This window comes from Simplicispira sp. 125, from assembly GCF_003096555.1.
GTDB lineage: Bacteria > Pseudomonadota > Gammaproteobacteria > Burkholderiales > Burkholderiaceae_C > Simplicispira.
On record NZ_QEKM01000001.1, the window covers coordinates 2,233,018 to 2,248,103 of the forward strand.

16 protein-coding genes are annotated in these 15,086 nt (G+C 67.6%); 13 read left to right on the forward strand and 3 right to left on the reverse strand.

Annotated features, from left to right (window positions below):
• Positions 1–128: 128 nt before the first annotated feature.
• From C8D04_RS10500 to ruvC, 3 genes are read left to right on the forward strand one after another with little or no spacing between them, the layout of a single operon-like run.
• Positions 129–863 carry a lysophospholipid acyltransferase family protein gene (locus C8D04_RS10500; protein ID WP_116004796.1) on the forward strand — a complete coding sequence of 245 codons (735 nt, stop codon included), beginning with the start codon at positions 129–131 and terminating at the stop codon, positions 861–863.
• Positions 864–1,856, forward strand: a complete 993-nt coding sequence (locus C8D04_RS10505; RefSeq protein WP_116004797.1) for a phosphatidate cytidylyltransferase — start codon at positions 864–866, stop codon at positions 1,854–1,856.
• Between the two features lie 59 nt (positions 1,857–1,915).
• Positions 1,916–2,464, forward strand: coding sequence for a crossover junction endodeoxyribonuclease RuvC (gene ruvC / locus C8D04_RS10510; RefSeq protein ID WP_116004798.1), 549 nt, complete (start codon positions 1,916–1,918; stop codon positions 2,462–2,464).
• 53 nt (positions 2,465–2,517) lie between these two features.
• On the opposite strand, the gene C8D04_RS10515 is transcribed toward ruvC, so the two are convergent.
• Entirely contained in the window at positions 2,518–2,955 is a 438-nt protein-coding gene (locus C8D04_RS10515; protein ID WP_116004799.1) for a type II secretion system protein N, read from the reverse strand.
• A gap of 64 nt (positions 2,956–3,019) precedes the next feature.
• On the opposite strand from C8D04_RS10515, the gene gspG reads away from it, so the two are divergent.
• From gspG to gspE, 10 genes are all read left to right on the forward strand, one after another.
• The gene (gene gspG, locus C8D04_RS10520) at positions 3,020–3,469 is read left to right on the forward strand and encodes a type II secretion system major pseudopilin GspG (RefSeq protein WP_199563053.1); all 450 of its coding nucleotides are present in this window, start codon (positions 3,020–3,022) and stop codon (positions 3,467–3,469) included.
• 70 nt (positions 3,470–3,539) lie between these two features.
• Positions 3,540–3,986 carry a prepilin-type N-terminal cleavage/methylation domain-containing protein gene (locus tag C8D04_RS10525; RefSeq protein ID WP_255415526.1) on the forward strand — a complete coding sequence of 149 codons (447 nt, stop codon included), beginning with the start codon at positions 3,540–3,542 and terminating at the stop codon, positions 3,984–3,986.
• Positions 3,983–4,348, forward strand: coding sequence for a type II secretion system minor pseudopilin GspI (gspI, locus tag C8D04_RS10530; RefSeq protein WP_116004802.1), 366 nt, complete (start codon positions 3,983–3,985; stop codon positions 4,346–4,348). Before C8D04_RS10525 ends, gspI begins: the two co-directional genes overlap by 4 nt.
• Positions 4,349–4,350: 2 nt before the next feature.
• On the forward strand, positions 4,351–5,037 hold the full coding sequence (locus tag C8D04_RS10535; RefSeq protein WP_116004803.1) for a prepilin-type N-terminal cleavage/methylation domain-containing protein: 687 nt from the start codon (positions 4,351–4,353) through the stop codon (positions 5,035–5,037).
• Positions 5,034–6,005 carry a type II secretion system minor pseudopilin GspK gene (gspK, locus tag C8D04_RS10540; protein WP_116004804.1) on the forward strand — a complete coding sequence of 324 codons (972 nt, stop codon included), beginning with the start codon at positions 5,034–5,036 and terminating at the stop codon, positions 6,003–6,005. The genes C8D04_RS10535 and gspK overlap by 4 nt, the downstream gene beginning before the upstream one ends.
• Positions 6,002–7,234, forward strand: a complete 1,233-nt coding sequence (gene gspL, locus C8D04_RS10545) for a type II secretion system protein GspL (RefSeq protein ID WP_116004805.1) — start codon at positions 6,002–6,004, stop codon at positions 7,232–7,234. Before gspK ends, gspL begins: the two co-directional genes overlap by 4 nt.
• Before the next feature lie 8 nt (positions 7,235–7,242).
• On the forward strand, positions 7,243–7,782 hold the full coding sequence (gene gspM, locus C8D04_RS10550; RefSeq protein ID WP_116006137.1) for a type II secretion system protein GspM: 540 nt from the start codon (positions 7,243–7,245) through the stop codon (positions 7,780–7,782).
• Positions 7,783–7,811: 29 nt separating this feature from the next.
• Entirely contained in the window at positions 7,812–8,621 is an 810-nt protein-coding gene (gspN, locus tag C8D04_RS10555; protein ID WP_116004806.1) for a type II secretion system protein N, read from the forward strand.
• 13 nt (positions 8,622–8,634) lie between these two features.
• On the forward strand, positions 8,635–10,860 hold the full coding sequence (gene gspD / locus C8D04_RS10560) for a type II secretion system secretin GspD (protein ID WP_116004807.1): 2,226 nt from the start codon (positions 8,635–8,637) through the stop codon (positions 10,858–10,860).
• A 10-nt stretch (positions 10,861–10,870) separates the two neighbouring features.
• On the forward strand, positions 10,871–12,259 hold the full coding sequence (gene gspE, locus C8D04_RS10565) for a type II secretion system ATPase GspE (protein ID WP_116004808.1): 1,389 nt from the start codon (positions 10,871–10,873) through the stop codon (positions 12,257–12,259).
• Between the two features lie 639 nt (positions 12,260–12,898).
• Here gspE and hisF read toward each other — a convergent pair.
• Complete coding sequence (hisF, locus tag C8D04_RS10570; protein ID WP_116004809.1) at positions 12,899–13,699, reverse strand: imidazole glycerol phosphate synthase subunit HisF; 801 nt, start codon at positions 13,697–13,699, stop codon at positions 12,899–12,901.
• Positions 13,700–13,873: 174 nt separating this feature from the next.
• Positions 13,874–14,890, reverse strand: coding sequence for a UDP-glucose 4-epimerase GalE (gene galE / locus C8D04_RS10575; protein ID WP_116004810.1), 1,017 nt, complete (start codon positions 14,888–14,890; stop codon positions 13,874–13,876).
• Positions 14,891–15,086: the final 196 nt, after the last annotated feature.

Here is a 15,086-nt window from a genome sequence, read left to right on the forward strand (position 1 = left end):
CGCTTTTCCACAAACGCAATGTTGCTACAACGCTTATAGCTTACTCTGTGCACTTGGGGAATGCGCAAAAACTCCGTACACCGGCTCTCGCCCCGTCTTACCCCCTCTACAGCACCGTATCATGGCCCATGCTTGCCAAGTTGATGGGTTTCTTCCTGCTGGGCCTGGTGCGTCTGCTCACCGGGTCGCAGGCGCGCTGGTATGGCTGCCCGCCCAAGGCGGAGCAGCGCATCTACTTCGCCAACCACCAGAGCCACGCCGACCTGGTGCTGATCTGGGCCGCCCTGCCCGAAGAGCTGCGCAGCATCACCCGGCCGATTGCCGCGCGGGATTACTGGACCAAAACACCGTTCCGGCAATGGATCACCACCGCTGTGTTCAACGCCATCTACGTCGAGCGCCAGGCCGCCACCCCACCGCCTGCCCCTGCAGCACCTGCCCACGACACCGCCGACGGCACGGCGGGTGGGCCAGACCCTGCCCCGCCAACGCCCGAACCCGCGCCCAGCCCCGAGGCGCTGCGCGCCGCCCTGCCCGATAACGACCCGCTGGCGCCGCTGGTGCGGGCGCTCGAGAGTGGCGACTCGATCATCATTTTCCCCGAAGGCACGCGCGGCCATGGCGACGACCCGCAACCCTTCAAATCGGGCCTGTTCCGGCTGGCCCAGATGTTTCCGCAGGTGGTGCTGGTGCCCGCGTGGATCAACAACGTGCAGCGCGTCATCCCCAAGGGCGAGGTGGTACCGGTGCCCATTCTGTGCTCGGTGACCTTTGGCGCGCCCGTCGCGCTGGCCGATGGCGAAGCGCGCCGCCCCTTCCTGGACCGGGCACGCCACGCTGTGATGGCGTTGCGGGAGGTGTAAATGAACAACTTCCTGCGCAGCCTCTCCACGACCGAGCAGATCGGAGCGCTGTTTCTGGTGGTCTTTGGCGTGCTCACGCTCATCACGCTCTGGGCCATTCTGCGCGGCCTGCGCGAAGCGCACCACGACGGCCCCGAAGGCCAGGCACACAAGGTGGCAGCGCGGCAGCTGCGCGCTCTGCTGCAGACCTCCTGGGCCATGGCCACGGTTTTCTGGGTGAGCTGGGCACTGGGCGACACCATGGCCACGGTGCTGTTCGCCCTGGTTTCGTTCCTGACACTGCGCGAGTTCATCACGCTCTCACCCACAAGGCGCGGCGATCACCGCAGCCTGGTGCTGGCCTTTTTCGTCGTGCTGCCGCTGCAGTTCATCATTGTGGGATCACGGTCCTTCGATCTGTTCACGGTGTTCATCCCGGTTTATGTGTTCCTGGCACTGCCCGTGGTGAGCGCGCTGGCCAACGACCCCGAGCGCTTTCTGGAGCGCAGCGCCAAGCTGCAGTGGGGCATCATGGTCTGCGTCTATGGCATGAGCCATGTGCCGGCGCTGCTGCTGCTGGACTTTCCGCAATACGAGGGCAAGGGTGCTTTCCTGGTCTTCTTCCTGGTGCTGGTCGTGCAGACCTGCATGGTGGTGCAGCACCTGGTGGGCCGCCGCCTGCCCCACCGGCCCGTGGCACCGCAGGTCAGCCAGAGCTTTCAGTGGGCCAGCTGGCTGGCCGGTGTGGGCGTGGGTGGGGTGTTGGGCGGTCTGCTGTCGTTCATCACACCCTTCAAGCCGGGGCAGGCGCTGGGCATGGCCCTGCTGGCCTGCGTGGCGGGCAGCCTGGGGCACCTGGTGATGAAGGCCCTCAAGCGCGATCGCGGCATCACCAACTGGGGCATGCAGGGCCAGTCCGTCACGGGCGCTGGTGGCCTGCTCGACCGCGTGGACGCACTGTGCTTTGCTGCACCGGTGTTTTTCCATTCAGTACGCTGGTATTTCGGTTTATAAGCAAAAACTGCCTCTAACGCTTATAAATCAAGCGCAAACAGCTATCATTTCAATAGTACATGAGAATCCTTGGCATCGACCCCGGCCTGCAGACCACCGGTTTTGGCGTGGTGGACGTGGACGGCCACAAGCTCAGCTATGTCGCCAGCGGCACCATCCGCACCACCCAACTCGCGCTGGGCGACCTGCCCGCTCGTCTGAAAGTGCTGTTCGACGGCATTGGCGAAGTAGCAGCCCGCTACGAGCCCGACGTGGCCACGGTGGAGATCGTGTTCGTCAACGTCAACCCCCAATCCACCCTGTTGCTGGGCCAGGCGCGCGGCGCCTGCATTACAGCCCTGGTGGCACGCGACCTGCCCGTGGCCGAATACACCGCACTGCAGATGAAGAAAGCCGTGGTCGGCCACGGCCGCGCCGCCAAAAGCCAGGTGCAGGAAATGGTGCGCCGCCTGCTCCAACTGCCCGGCCTGCCCGGAACCGACGCCGCCGACGCACTAGGCATGGCCATCACGCACGCGCACGCAGGCGCGGCCATGGCGCGCCTGGGCGAAGTGGCCACCTTGCAGCGGCGCCAGCATGCGATGTACAAGGGCGGGCGGAGTTACTGAGTGGCACGCACCCAGCTGTGCTGCCATGGAAACACCCCCGAGGGGCGAGCGCGCTATTTGCGCAGCGGCATTTCCAGCGTGAGCGAGGCCGGACCTGCGGCCGAGGCGCCCAAATGTGCCTGGCGTGGCCCCAGCGACTGCAGAACCAGGCCCGTATCGATCGCGGCGCCCACGCGGTAGGGCTTTGCCGGTTTGCCGTCCACGGCGATCAGCGCAGCGCCGCCGCCACTGTTGCGCCCTGCCAGCACGCCCACCAGCGTAAAGCGGCTGGATGCGGCGGCCACAGGCGCGGGGGCCGCCACGGCTCCCAGCAATCGGGCCATGGCCTGCACGTCGGGCGCTGCTGCGGCCAATGGCACGGCAGGCGCAGCCAAACCAGGGGCACCGGCCGACAGGCGCAGGCCCCAATAGGCCGCGCTGGCGGCCGCCAGGGCCCATATGGCCAGGGTGGTCAGGCGCACGCCCCAGAGACTGTGTGAATTGGTCACCATCACACGATTATCATTCACTCGCTGCACGGGATGGCCCGTTGCACCCAACCGATTGCCTATGAACATGATCCACCCCGTTTTTTCCGCCTGCCACGCACGCCAACGCCTGGCCCGGGGCTTCACCCTGATTGAGCTGATGGTGGTGCTGGTCATCATCGGCGTGCTGGCCGCGCTGATCGTGCCCAACGTGCTCGATCGCGCCGACGACGCCCGCACCACGGCCGCGCGCACCGATGTGACCAACCTCATGCAGGCGCTCAAGCTCTACCGCCTGGACAACCAGCGCTACCCCACCTCTGAGCAGGGCCTGCAGGCGTTGATTGCCAAGCCCACGACCGGCCCACAGCCGCTGAACTGGAAGCCCTACCTCGAGAAGCTGCCCAACGACCCCTGGGGCCGCCCCTACCAGTACCTGAGCCCCGGCGTGAAAGGCGAGATTGATGTGATGTCGTTCGGGGCCGACGGCCAGTCGGGTGGCGAAGGCAAGGATGCCGACATTGGCAGCTGGCAGTAACCGCCCTAAGCCAACGCACCCCAGGCCAGGGGTGCATTGGAACGGGCTTGGCCAGGCCACCGGCATTGGCATTGGCACTCTTGGGGGAAGCCGCGCAGCAGCCCAGAGGGGGTTCACTCTTCTTGAACTGCTGGTGGTTGTCAGCATCATGGCGCTGGGCACGGCCGGTGTCGGGCTGGCGATGCGCGACAGCGGGCAAACGCAACTCGAACGCGAGGCCGAACGGCTGGCCGTGCTGCTGGAGGCCGGGCGCGCCCAGTCCCGCGCCAGCGGCATGCCGGTGTACTGGCGCACGGCCCCGGGCGGCTTCCGTTTTGAAGGACTTCCGCCCGAAAAACTGCCCAGCCAGTGGCTTGACCCTGCCACGCTGGTGCGAGGCCCGTCCCATCTGGCCCTGGGGCCTGAGCCGCTGATCGGGCGCCAGCAGGTGGTGCTGTCTCGGCAGGACCACCCCGAACACACCTTGCGCGTGGGCACCGATGGCCTGCGCCCCTTTGCCGTGGAGCCGCCGCAATGACATCCGGCAGCCAGCAAGGCGGATTCACGCTGGTGGAGGTGCTGGTGGCGCTGGGCATCGTGGCCATTGCGCTCACGGCCGGCACACAGGCCACCTCGGCCCTTACGCGCAACGCGCAGCGCCAGTCCGATGTACTGCTGGCACACCTGTGCGCCGAGAACGAACTCGTCAAAATACGCCTGTCGCGGCAAATGCCCGCCATTGGCGACGACCTGCAGTCCTGCGAGCAGGCCGGGCGCCGTTTTGATGTGAGCCTCGTCGTGCGCCCCACCCCCAACCCGAGCTTCCGGCGCGTGGATGCGCAGGTGCTCGATGGCACGTACCCGGTGCTGCGCCTGTCTACCATCGTCGGGCGCCGCTGACCATGGCATTCCCACCCGTCCATCCATCCCGCCCGGCACGGGGGTTCACGCTGGTCGAATTGCTGGTGGCCCTGGCCATCCTGGCGCTGATGGCCCTGCTCAGCTGGCGCGGCATAGATGGCATGGTGCGCGCACAAGAACAAACCCGCCAGCGCAGCGACCAGTTGCTGGTGTTGCAGGCCGCGCTCACGCAGTGGGGCACCGACCTGGACGCGCTGCTGCCCTTGCCGCACACCACGCCGCTCGACTGGGACGGCCAGGTGCTGCGCATCACCCGGCGCAGCACTGCGATGCCCGACGAGGGCGCCCTGGTGGTGGCCTGGGCCCGCCGCGACGTGGGCGGCACCAGCCAGTGGTTGCGCTGGCAGTCGCCGCCGCTGCGCACGCGCGGCGCCTGGGAGCAGGCCTGGCAACAGGCCGCCCAGTGGGCGCGTAACCCGGGCGAAGCCGACCGGCGCGCCGAAGTCGCCCTGCTGCCGCTGGCCGACTGGAAAGTTTTCTATTTCCGCAGCGACGCCTGGACCAACCCCATGTCCAGCAGCGGCCCACCGGCCGCCGATGCCGCCACGGCCAGTGTGCTGATTCCCGATGGCGTGCGCCTGCAGCTCGACCTGCCCCCCGGCCAGGGGCTGGCCGGGCAGATCACACGCGACTGGGTCAGCCCCCTCAAGGGAGGCGGCAAGACATGAGCACCAGACAACGCGGCGCGGCCCTGCTGGCAGCCATGCTGACCGTGACGCTGGTCGCCACCTTTGCCGCCGCTGCCCTGTGGCAGCAGTGGCGCTCCATCGAGGTGGAGACCGCCGAACGCGCGCGCGTGCAATCGGCCTGGATTTTGCTGGGCGCGCTCGACTGGTCGCGCCTGATCCTCATCGAGGATGGCCGCGCCGGGGGCGCCGACCACCTGGCCGAACCCTGGGCGGTGCCGCTGGAAGAAGCCCGCCTGTCCACCTTTTTGGCCGCCGACCGCAACGTGGCCCAGCAAACCGACGCCAGCACCGACACCCGGGACGCTTTTCTGTCCGGCCAGATCATCGACCTGCAGTCACGCCTGAACCTGACCAACCTGGTCCAGGGCGGTACGGTGAATGAATCGGCACTGGCCCAGTTTGGCCGTCTGTTCAACCAGTTGGGCCTGCCCGCGTCCGAGCTGGCCACCCTGGTGCAAGGGCTGCGCGCCGCCCAGGCACCCGCCGAAAGCGGCAGCCAGGCGCCCCTGATGCCGCAAACCCTGGGCCAGCTGACCTGGCTGGGAGTCTCGCCCGCCACGGTGGCCGTGCTGGCCCCGCATGCCGCGCTGCTGCCCGAGCGCAGACAGGTGAACCTGAACACCGCCGGGGTCGAGGTGCTGCTTGCCAGCATCGAGGGCCTGGACATGGCGGGCGCCAACAAAATCGTGGCCGTACGGGAGATGCAGCATTTCAAAACGCTGGAGGACGTGAACGCCCTGCTGGGGCAAGTCACCCGGGTCAGCAGCAACGACCATGCGGTGTCGTCCTCGTATTTCGAGGTGCATGGCCGCTTGCGCCTGGACGACGTGACGGTGCAGGAACGTTCCATGGTGCGCCGCCTGGGCCTGGAGGTCACGACCGTCTGGCGCGAACGCGGCGCAGCCCTGCGCTCGAACCCTACAATGGCCCGCGAAAACCGCCCATGAGCACCCTCATCCTTACCCTGCCCCTGGCGCGCTCCGGCACCGCCACCGAATACCGCTACACGCTGAGTCCTGACGGCCACAGCGCCAGCCGCCACGCCAATGCACGCGCCAGCCTGCTGCCCGCCATGGGCCGCGCCAGCGAGGTCGTGGCCGTGGTGCCTGCGCAGGCCCTGTCCTGGCAGCGCGTGTCCCTGCCGCCCGGCATTGGCCTGCAGGCCCCGCGCCTGCGCGCTGTGCTCGACGGCCTGCTGGAAGAACGCCTGCTCGATGACCCCGCGCAACTGCACTTTGCCCTGGAGCCCGGCGCCAAGCCCGGCGCCCCCGCCTGGGTGGCCATTTGCGACCGCGCCTGGCTGCGCAGCGCGCTGCAAGAGCTGGAAGCCGCAGGCCGCCCCGTGGCGCGCGTCGTGCCCGAATTCACTCCTGGCCCCACCGCCAGCGGCCAGTGCGAGCTGTACGCACTGGGCACCCCCGAGGACGCCTGGCTGGCCCTGACGGGCCACGGCACGGCCCTGGGCGTGACCGTCCTGCCGCTCTCGAGCGCCGCCATGGCCCTGGTCGGCACCGACACCACGCAAGAGCCGCCCCCCGTGCTGGCCGCCCCCGCCGTGGCCACACTGGCCGAGCAGGTGCTGGGCCGCCCGGTGCAGTTGTATACCGACAGCGACAACGCATTGCGCGCTGCGCGCACCCCCTGGGACCTGGCCCAGTTTGACCTGGCCAGCAGCGGCCGCACCCGCGCACTGCGCAAGGCGGGCGGCCTGGCTGGCGCCCTGCTGCGGGCACCGCAATGGCGCGCCGCACGCTGGGGCGCCGCGCTGCTGGCCGTGGCGCACCTGGCGGGCCTTAACGCTTGGGCCTGGCAGGAGCAAAAATCACTGGCCGCCAAGCAGGCAGGCGTGCGCAATGCGCTGACGCAGACCTTCCCGCAGGTCAAGGTCGTGGTCGATGCCCCGGTACAAATGGAGCGCGAACTGGCCCTGCTGCGCCAGGCGGCGGGCAGCACCTCGGCCCGCGACCTGGAGCCGCTGCTGTCTGCCGCCGCCCTGGCCCTGCCCCCCGCACAGCAGCCCACAGCCATCGACTACAGCGCCGGTGAACTGCGCCTGCGCGGCACCACACTCACGCCACAAGAGCTGACCGACGCCGCGAACACCGCACGCGCCAGCGGCTACAGCCTGCGCGCCGACGGCGACAGCCTGCTGGTACGCCCCGACACCACGCCATGAGCCGCAGCATGACCCCATCCTCCCCATCCGCCAGCGCCCTGCATGCCCGCTGGCAGGCCCTGGCCCCGCGCGAACAAAGCCTGCTGCTGGCCGCCAGCGCCGTGGTGGCCGTGGCGCTGCTGTGGTGGCTGGCACTGGCCCCCGCGCTGCACACCTTGCGCAGCGCCCCGGCCCGCCACGCCAGCCTGGACAAACAGCTCCAGCAGATGCAGGCCCTGCAGGCCGAGGCCTTGCAACTGCAAGCCCAGCCCCGCGCCAACGCCGACGACGCACAGCGCGCGCTGCAGGCCTCCGTGTCTGCCGCCTTGGGCGCCAGTGCGCGCCTGGTGCAAAGTGGCGACCGCGCCACCCTCACCCTCAAAGGCACACCGGCCGACGCACTGGCGGGCTGGTTGGCCCAGGCACGCAGCAATGCACGGGCCGTTCCCCAGGAAGTTCGCCTGGTGCGCAGCCCGGCGCCAGAATCGCGCACCGCCACAACGGCCAACACTGGCACACCGCCCGTGCGCTGGGATGGCAGCATCGTGCTGGCCCTGCCGCCACGCTGATTCCCCCTGATCACTCCTTGCCTGTCGCGATGCCTACCCTCCGCCGCCCCGCACGCCCCACCGGTAGTGCCACACGCTCGCCCTGGGCATGGGCGCTGGGCGGCATTCTGGTGGGCGCACTGCCCACGCTGGCGGTGTTTGCGCCGGCGCAGTGGCTTGCCGACGGCATCGCCCAGGCCAGCGGCCAGCGCGTGTTGCTGGCCGGGGTGCGCGGCACCGTCTGGACGGGTTCGGGCCAACTGGTGCTGACCGGCGGCCACGCCAGCCAGGACCAAGCCACCTTGCCCGGCCGGATCAGCTGGCGCCTGCGCCCTGCCTGGGGCGGCCTGCGTGCGCACATCGACGCCGCCTGCTGCACCCCTGCGCCCTTGCAGCTACAGGCCCAGGCCGGCTGGAATGGCGCGCGCATCACGGTGGCCGATGGCCAGAGCCATTGGCCTGCGGCCATGCTGGCGGGTCTGGGAACGCCCTGGAACACGCTGCAGCCCCAAGGCCAGCTCGCGCTGGAAACCCGGGGCCTGCAAGTGGACTGGGCCGCCGGGCGGATGGTGCTGGAGGGGCAGGCGCAACTCGACGCGCTGTCCATGTCGTCCCGCCTGTCCACGCTGCGCCCCATGGGCAGCTACCGCCTCACGCTACAAGGCGGGGCAACGCCCACGCTGGGCCTGCAGACCCTGCAGGGCGCCTTGCAGCTCTCGGGCAGCGGGCAATGGGTGGGCCAGCGCCTGCGCTTCACGGGCGAGGCCAGCGCCGTGCCGGAACGCGAAGGCGCACTGTCCAACCTGCTCAACATCATCGGGCGGCGCAACGGCGCACGCTCCCTCATTACGCTCGGTTAACCCTGGATACCGTATGACACCCCTGACCAAGCACCGCCTGCATTTTGCTATTACAACAATAGCTGCAAGCGCTTTGCTGGCAAGCGCCAGCGGCACAATTTATGCTCAAACGGCGCTGGACACCAGCACCGCCAGCGTGCGCCCCGGCGAGCCCGTGACGCTGAACTTTGCCAACGCCGAGATCGAAGCCGTGGCACGCACCATGGCCACCATCACCGGGCGCAATGTGGTGGTGGACCCGCGTGTGCGCGGACAGATCAACCTGGTGACCGAACGCGCCGTGCTCCCGGCTGCCGCCTTCCAGCAATTTTTGGCAGCGCTGCGCCTGCAAGGCTTTACGGTGGTCGAGGCGGCCGGGCTGTACAAGGTCGTGCCTGAGGCCGACGCCAAGCTGCAGGGTGGCAGTGTGAGCGTGGCCAAGGCGGGCAGCGCAGGCCCTGCGGGCGGGCAGATCGTCACGCAGATTTTCCGGCTCAACTACGAAAGCGCCAGCAACCTGGTGCCGGTGCTGCGCCCGCTCATCAGCCCGAACAACACCATCAACGCCAATCCGGGAACGAATGCGCTGGTCATCACCGACTATGCCGACAACCTGCAGCGCCTGGGCAAAATCATCGCGGCCATGGATGTCTCCAATGCCAGCGATGTGGAGATCATCCCGCTCAAGCACGCCATTGCCACCGACCTGGCGCCGCTGGTGGCGCGCCTGATCGATGCGGGCGCCACGCCCACCGCCGCCGCCGCACCGGGGCAGGCCGACACCTCCTTCAAGACCACACTGCTGGCCGAGCCGCACAGCAACGCCCTCATCCTGCGCGCCGCCAACCCGGCCCGCCTGGTGCAAGTGCGGGCCCTGGTAGAAAAACTCGACCAGCCGCCCGCACCCGGCAGCAGCGCCGCCAGCGGCAACATCCATGTGGTGTACCTGAAGAACGCCGACGCCACCAAGCTCGCGGCCACGCTGCGCGCCGCCCTATCGGCCGGCACGGGCAATGCACAGGCCAGCGCAGGCAGCAGCGTGGCACCCGCCAGCAGCACGTCCACGGGCGGTCTGAGCGCCATGGGCAGCGGCACCACCAGCGGCAGTTCCAGCGCGGCCGCAGGCAGTGGCCTGGGCGCGGGGGCATCGTCCTCCAGCACCAGCAGCAACCAGCCCTCCACCGGCGGGCAGATCCAGGCCGACCCCACCACCAACTCGCTCATCATCACCGCACCCGAGCCGCAATACCGCCAGCTGCGCACGGTCATCGACAAGCTCGATGGCCGCCGTGCGCAGGTGCTGGTCGAGAGCCTGATCGTCGAGGTCAACGCCAACAAGCTGACCGAGTTCGGCATCCAGTGGCAAAGCGTGATGGGCAAGCAAGGCGATGGCACCGTAGGGGTCATCGGCACCAATTCAGGCGCTGCCGGCGCCAACATCCTGGGCCTGACCACAGCGCTGGCCTCGGGCAACGCCACGGCCGTGGGCAGCGCTGTGGGCAAACTGGGGGGCGGGCTGAACCTGGCACTGGCCCCGCGCATAGCCGGTCAGTACTACCTGGGCGCGCTGGCCAACTTCCTGCAAAACAGCGGCGACGCCAACGTGCTTTCCACCCCCAACCTGATGACGCTGGACAACGAAGAGGCACGCATCATCATTGGCAACAACGTCCCCTTTGTCACCGGTTCGTATGCGAACACAGGCGGCAACAGCGGCGCGGTCAACCCCTTCACCACCGTGGAACGCAAGGACGTCGGCCTGATGCTGCGCGTGCGCCCGCAGATCAACGAGAACGGCACCGTCAAACTGGCGATCTACCAGGAGGTCTCCAAGATCGACGGCAACACCCTTAGCGACGTGAACGGCCCCACCACCAGCAAGCGCGCCATCGAGTCGAATGTACTGGTGGAAGACGGCAGCATCATCGTGCTCGGCGGCCTGCTGGAAGACAGCTATTCGCAGGCCGAGGACAAGGTGCCGGTGATGGGCGACATTCCGCTGCTGGGCGCCCTGTTCCGCAGCGAGAACCGCTCGCGCAAGAAGACCAACCTGATGGTGTTCCTGCGCCCCGTGGTGGTACGTGATGCGGCCACCAGCGATGCACTGATGCTCGACCGCTACGAATCCATCCGCGCACTGCAGCAGGTGGTGCAGCCCACCCCCAGTGCGGTGATGAACTCCATCTCCGGTGCGCCCGTGCTACCCGCCCTGCGCCCAGCGGCGCCCGATGCGCAGGTCTTCCCTGCCAACGCCAACTGAGACCCTGCCGATGCGCCACCCCCTGCCCTACGCCTTCGCCCGCAGCGCCCAGTTGCTGCTGGAGGACGACGGCCAGCAGCTCGTGCTCTGGCATGGCCCCACGCCGGACGCGGCCGCTCTCAGCGAGGTGCTGCGCAAGCACGCCGTGCGGCAATTGCAGCCGCTCGATGCGCACGCGCTCGCCCAGCGCATCAGTGCGGCCTATGCGCAGGGCGAATCGAGCGCGGCCACGGTAGTGAGCGAGGTCGAGTCTGACGCCGACCTCTCGCGCATGATGCAGGAGCTTCCCGCCGTGGAAGACCTGCTGGAAGCCGCTGACGATGCCCCCATCATCCGCATGCTCAACGCCCTGCTCACGCAGGCCGCACGCGACGGCGCGAGCGACATCCACATCGAGCCCTACGAGCGGCATTCGAGCGTGCGTTTTCGCGTTGATGGCACGCTGCGCGAGGTGGTGCAGCCCAACCGTGCGCTGCACGCCGCCCTGATCAGCCGCCTGAAGATCATGGCGGACCTCGACATTTCAGAAAAACGCCTGCCGCAGGACGGCCGCATCAGCCTGCGCCTGGGTACACGCGCGATCGACGTGCGCGTCTCTACCCTGCCCAGCGCCCACGGCGAGCGGGCCGTGCTGCGCCTGCTGGACAAGAGCGAAGCCAAGCTGAGCCTGGAGGCTGTGGGCATGCAGGGCGACACACTGCGGCGCTTTACGGGCCTGATCGGCCAGCCCCACGGCATCGTGCTCGTCACCGGCCCCACGGGCTCGGGCAAGACCACCACGCTGTACGCCGCGCTCACCCGGCTGGATGCGATGCGCAACAACATCATGACGGTGGAAGACCCGATCGAGTACGAGCTGCCCGGCGTGGGCCAGACGCAGGTCAACAGCAAGATCGACCTCACCTTTGCCAAGGCCCTGCGCGCCATCCTGCGCCAGGACCCGGATGTGATCATGATCGGCGAAATCCGCGACTTCGAGACCGCGCAAATCGCCATCCAGGCCAGCCTGACCGGCCACCTGGTACTGGCCACCCTGCACACCAACGACGCCGCCAGCGCCGTCACGCGCCTGACCGACATGGGCGTGGAGCCGTTCCTGCTGTCAAGCTCGCTGCTGGGGGTGCTGGCGCAGCGCCTGGTGCGCAAGACCTGCAAGGCCTGCCAGGGCGCAGGCTGCGAGGTCTGCGGACTCACCGGCTATGCGGGGCGCACGGGCGTTTTCGAGTTGCTGACGACCACCGACGCCATCCGCGCCCAGATCCACAACAAGGCCTCCGAGGCCGATATCCGCGCAGCCGCCCAGGCCGATGGCATGCAGTTGATGCGAGACGATGGCGAACGCCTGATCCGCGAAGGCATCACCAGCCGCGAGGAAGTGTTGCGGGTCACGCGGGATTGAGCTTTTAGTGTTTTTGGGCTCTGACGCTTATAGATTAAGCGCTAATAGCTATTGTTTTTATAGCTACCGACATGCCTTTGCAGCGGGCGGAGGCCGGGAGTCGCCCGGCGTGCGAGTAACTTTCTTTCGCGTCGCCGAAAAAAGTCACCAAAGAAAGGGCGCCCCTGCAGGCTGCGTCCCTGCGCTTCGCTACGGGCAACCTGCGTCCAGCGGGGTCTCCTGAAGGGAACCCTGGGATCGGGCATCCACCCGGGCCATTGCTGCGCTCGGCCCCGAGAGGGTAGCGGCGCTACGCGCCGCGCAAGTCAGGCCGAGCGCAGCAATGGCCCGTTTGGGGCTTCCAACCCCCTTCTGGCTACGCCTGCGGCGGGGTGCTTGCGGGGTGGCGGGTGTGCCGCAGGACACACCCGCTTCGTGATCTGACTCGCCGCATTTGTCTGAACGCAGCTGCGCAGCAGCGTAGTGAGTTATGCGGCGCACCCCGCAAGCACCCCGGCGCAGGTGTGCCCCGCAGGGGCCGCAGGCTGTGGGGCGCGTTTCTTTGCCTCCTTTCTTGTCGCGCACAAGAAAGGAGGTCGCCCGCCGGGGCGAGTCCCGGCCTCCGACCTCAAACAAGAAAACAGAGGCAACAGAGACACATCACAATCGCACCGGAATCCCCCGCTCCCGCATATGCCGCTTGGCCTGCTCCACCGTGTACTCGCCGTAGTGGAAAATGCTGGCGGCCAGCACCGCGTCGGCGCCGCCGATCTGGATGCCGTCGGCCAGGTGGTCCAGGTCGCCCACGCCGCCCGAGGCGATCACGGGCACATCCACCGCGTCGCTCACGGCGCGTGTCAGCGCCAGGTCAAAGCCGGCCTTGGTGCCGTCGCGGTCCATGCTGGTGAGCAAAATCTCGCCCGCGCCGCGCCGCGCCATCTCCATGGCCCACTGCACGGCGTCCAGCCCAGTGTTCTTGCGCCCACCGTGGCTGAACACATCCCAACCAGCGCCCACGGGCTGGCCATCAAGGCCCAGGCGGGCCTGCTCCTCAACGCTGCGGCGCTTGGCGTCGATGGCCACCACGATGCACTGCGCGCCGTATTTGCTCGATGCCGCGTTGATGACCTCGGGGTTGGCAATGGCGGCCGAGTTGAAGCTGGTCTTGTCGGCCCCGGCGTTGAGCAGGCGGCGCACATCGTCCACGGTGCGCACGCCCCCGCCCACGGTCAGCGGGATGAAGACCTGGCTGGCCACGGCCTCGATGATGTGCAGGATCAGGTCGCGCCCGTCGCTGGTGGCGGTGATGTCGAGAAAGGTCAGCTCATCCGCCCCCTGGGCGTTGTAGCGCGCGGCGATCTCCACCGGGTCGCCGGCATCGCGCAGTTCGACAAAGTTGACGCCCTTGACGACGCGGCCACCGGTCACGTCAAGGCAGGGAATGATGCGTTTGGCAAGCATGGCGCTGGAAATCCGGGTGTTGAAGACAAGGCCCGCAAGATACCATGGCCCGCGCAATGCGCACGGAGCACTATGAATAAGTGAGCTGCTTGCGCTTGTTGATATTGATTTTCAAATTATTTTCATATTGAAACTCAATACCATCAAGCGCCACAAGCTATTATTAAGATAGCATCAAGACATCTGCAGGCTGCGCGCCACACCGTCCTGCCATCGCCAGGCGTCCTGGCACATGCGCTCTGTGCCAAGGCGCGCTTTCCAGCCCAGCAGGCGCTCGGCCAGCGAGGGGTCGGCCCAACATGCAGCCACATCCCCAGGGCGGCGCGCCACCACCTGGTAGGGCACCGGGCGGCCGCTGGCCTGCTCGAAGCCGCGCACCATCTCCAGCACCGACACGGGCCGGCCCGTTCCCAGGTTCACCGTCAGCAGGCCCGGGTGCTGGCGCAGGTAGCGCAGCGCGGCCACATGGCCGTCTGCCAGGTCGCAGACGTGGATGTAATCACGCACACCGGTGCCGTCGGGGGTGGGGTAGTCATTGCCATAGACGCTCAAGCACGCGCGCTGCCCAGCGGCCACTTGCGCCACGTAGGGCAGCAGGTTGTTGGGCACGTCCTGCGGGTCTTCGCCGATCAGGCCGCTCTCATGTGCGCCCACGGGGTTGAAGTAGCGCAGCCGCGCGATGCGCCATTGACCGGGCTGGGCAGCGTCCACATCGGCCAGCATTTGCTCCATCATGAGCTTGCTCCAGCCATAGGGATTGGTAGCCGAGAGCGGAAAGTCTTCACGGATCGGCAGGCTGGCCGGTTCGCCATACACCGTGGCCGATGACGAAAACACCAGGCTGCGCACCTGCGCGGCCTGCATGGCACGCAGCAGTGTCAACGTGCCTGCCACGTTGTTGTCGTAATAGCGCAGTGGCTCACGCACCGACTCACCCACGGCCTTGAGCCCCGCGAAGTGCACCACCGCCGTCACGGGGTGCTGGGCGAACACTTTCTCCAGCAGCGCGCCATCGCGCACATCCCCTTCGACATACTGAGGAGCGATCCCAGTGATGCGTTCGACGCGCTCCAGCACCGATGGGCGGCTGTTGCTGAAGTTGTCGAGCACCAGATACTTCTCTGCGGCCGCAGCCAGTGCCACGCAGGTGTGCGATCCGATATAGCCAGCGCCCCCAGTCACCAGAATCATGGGCGGGCTCCTTGGCGCAGCGACTGCAATACGGGTGCGGGAACGGGTATTTTTTTCATAATTTTTGACTACTAATTTAAATACGATTTAATAGTGTAGCTATCAACTCTTTCCTAAAATCCACTGTGACATTTTGATACTGCCACGCATGCTGGCACCATCCACGCTCTATGTCGCGCTGCGTTTGGGAATCCCC

Excerpts from the sequence above, each read along its gene's own strand:
- C8D04_RS10500 (WP_116004796.1), top strand. The coding sequence starts at position 129 with ATGCTTGCCAAGTTGATGGGTTTCTTCCTGCTGGGCCTGGTGCGTCTG.
- C8D04_RS10505 (WP_116004797.1), top strand. The coding sequence starts at position 864 with ATGAACAACTTCCTGCGCAGCCTCTCCACGACCGAGCAGATCGGAGCG.
- ruvC (WP_116004798.1), top strand. The coding sequence starts at position 1,916 with ATGAGAATCCTTGGCATCGACCCCGGCCTGCAGACCACCGGTTTTGGC.
- C8D04_RS10515 (WP_116004799.1), bottom strand. The coding sequence starts at position 2,955 with ATGGTGACCAATTCACACAGTCTCTGGGGCGTGCGCCTGACCACCCTG.
- gspG (WP_199563053.1), top strand. The coding sequence starts at position 3,020 with ATGATCCACCCCGTTTTTTCCGCCTGCCACGCACGCCAACGCCTGGCC.
- gspI (WP_116004802.1), top strand. The coding sequence starts at position 3,983 with ATGACATCCGGCAGCCAGCAAGGCGGATTCACGCTGGTGGAGGTGCTG.
- C8D04_RS10535 (WP_116004803.1), top strand. The coding sequence starts at position 4,351 with ATGGCATTCCCACCCGTCCATCCATCCCGCCCGGCACGGGGGTTCACG.
- gspK (WP_116004804.1), top strand. The coding sequence starts at position 5,034 with ATGAGCACCAGACAACGCGGCGCGGCCCTGCTGGCAGCCATGCTGACC.
- gspL (WP_116004805.1), top strand. The coding sequence starts at position 6,002 with ATGAGCACCCTCATCCTTACCCTGCCCCTGGCGCGCTCCGGCACCGCC.
- gspM (WP_116006137.1), top strand. The coding sequence starts at position 7,243 with ATGACCCCATCCTCCCCATCCGCCAGCGCCCTGCATGCCCGCTGGCAG.
- gspN (WP_116004806.1), top strand. The coding sequence starts at position 7,812 with ATGCCTACCCTCCGCCGCCCCGCACGCCCCACCGGTAGTGCCACACGC.
- gspD (WP_116004807.1), top strand. The coding sequence starts at position 8,635 with ATGACACCCCTGACCAAGCACCGCCTGCATTTTGCTATTACAACAATA.
- gspE (WP_116004808.1), top strand. The coding sequence starts at position 10,871 with ATGCGCCACCCCCTGCCCTACGCCTTCGCCCGCAGCGCCCAGTTGCTG.
- hisF (WP_116004809.1), bottom strand. The coding sequence starts at position 13,699 with ATGCTTGCCAAACGCATCATTCCCTGCCTTGACGTGACCGGTGGCCGC.
- galE (WP_116004810.1), bottom strand. The coding sequence starts at position 14,890 with ATGATTCTGGTGACTGGGGGCGCTGGCTATATCGGATCGCACACCTGC.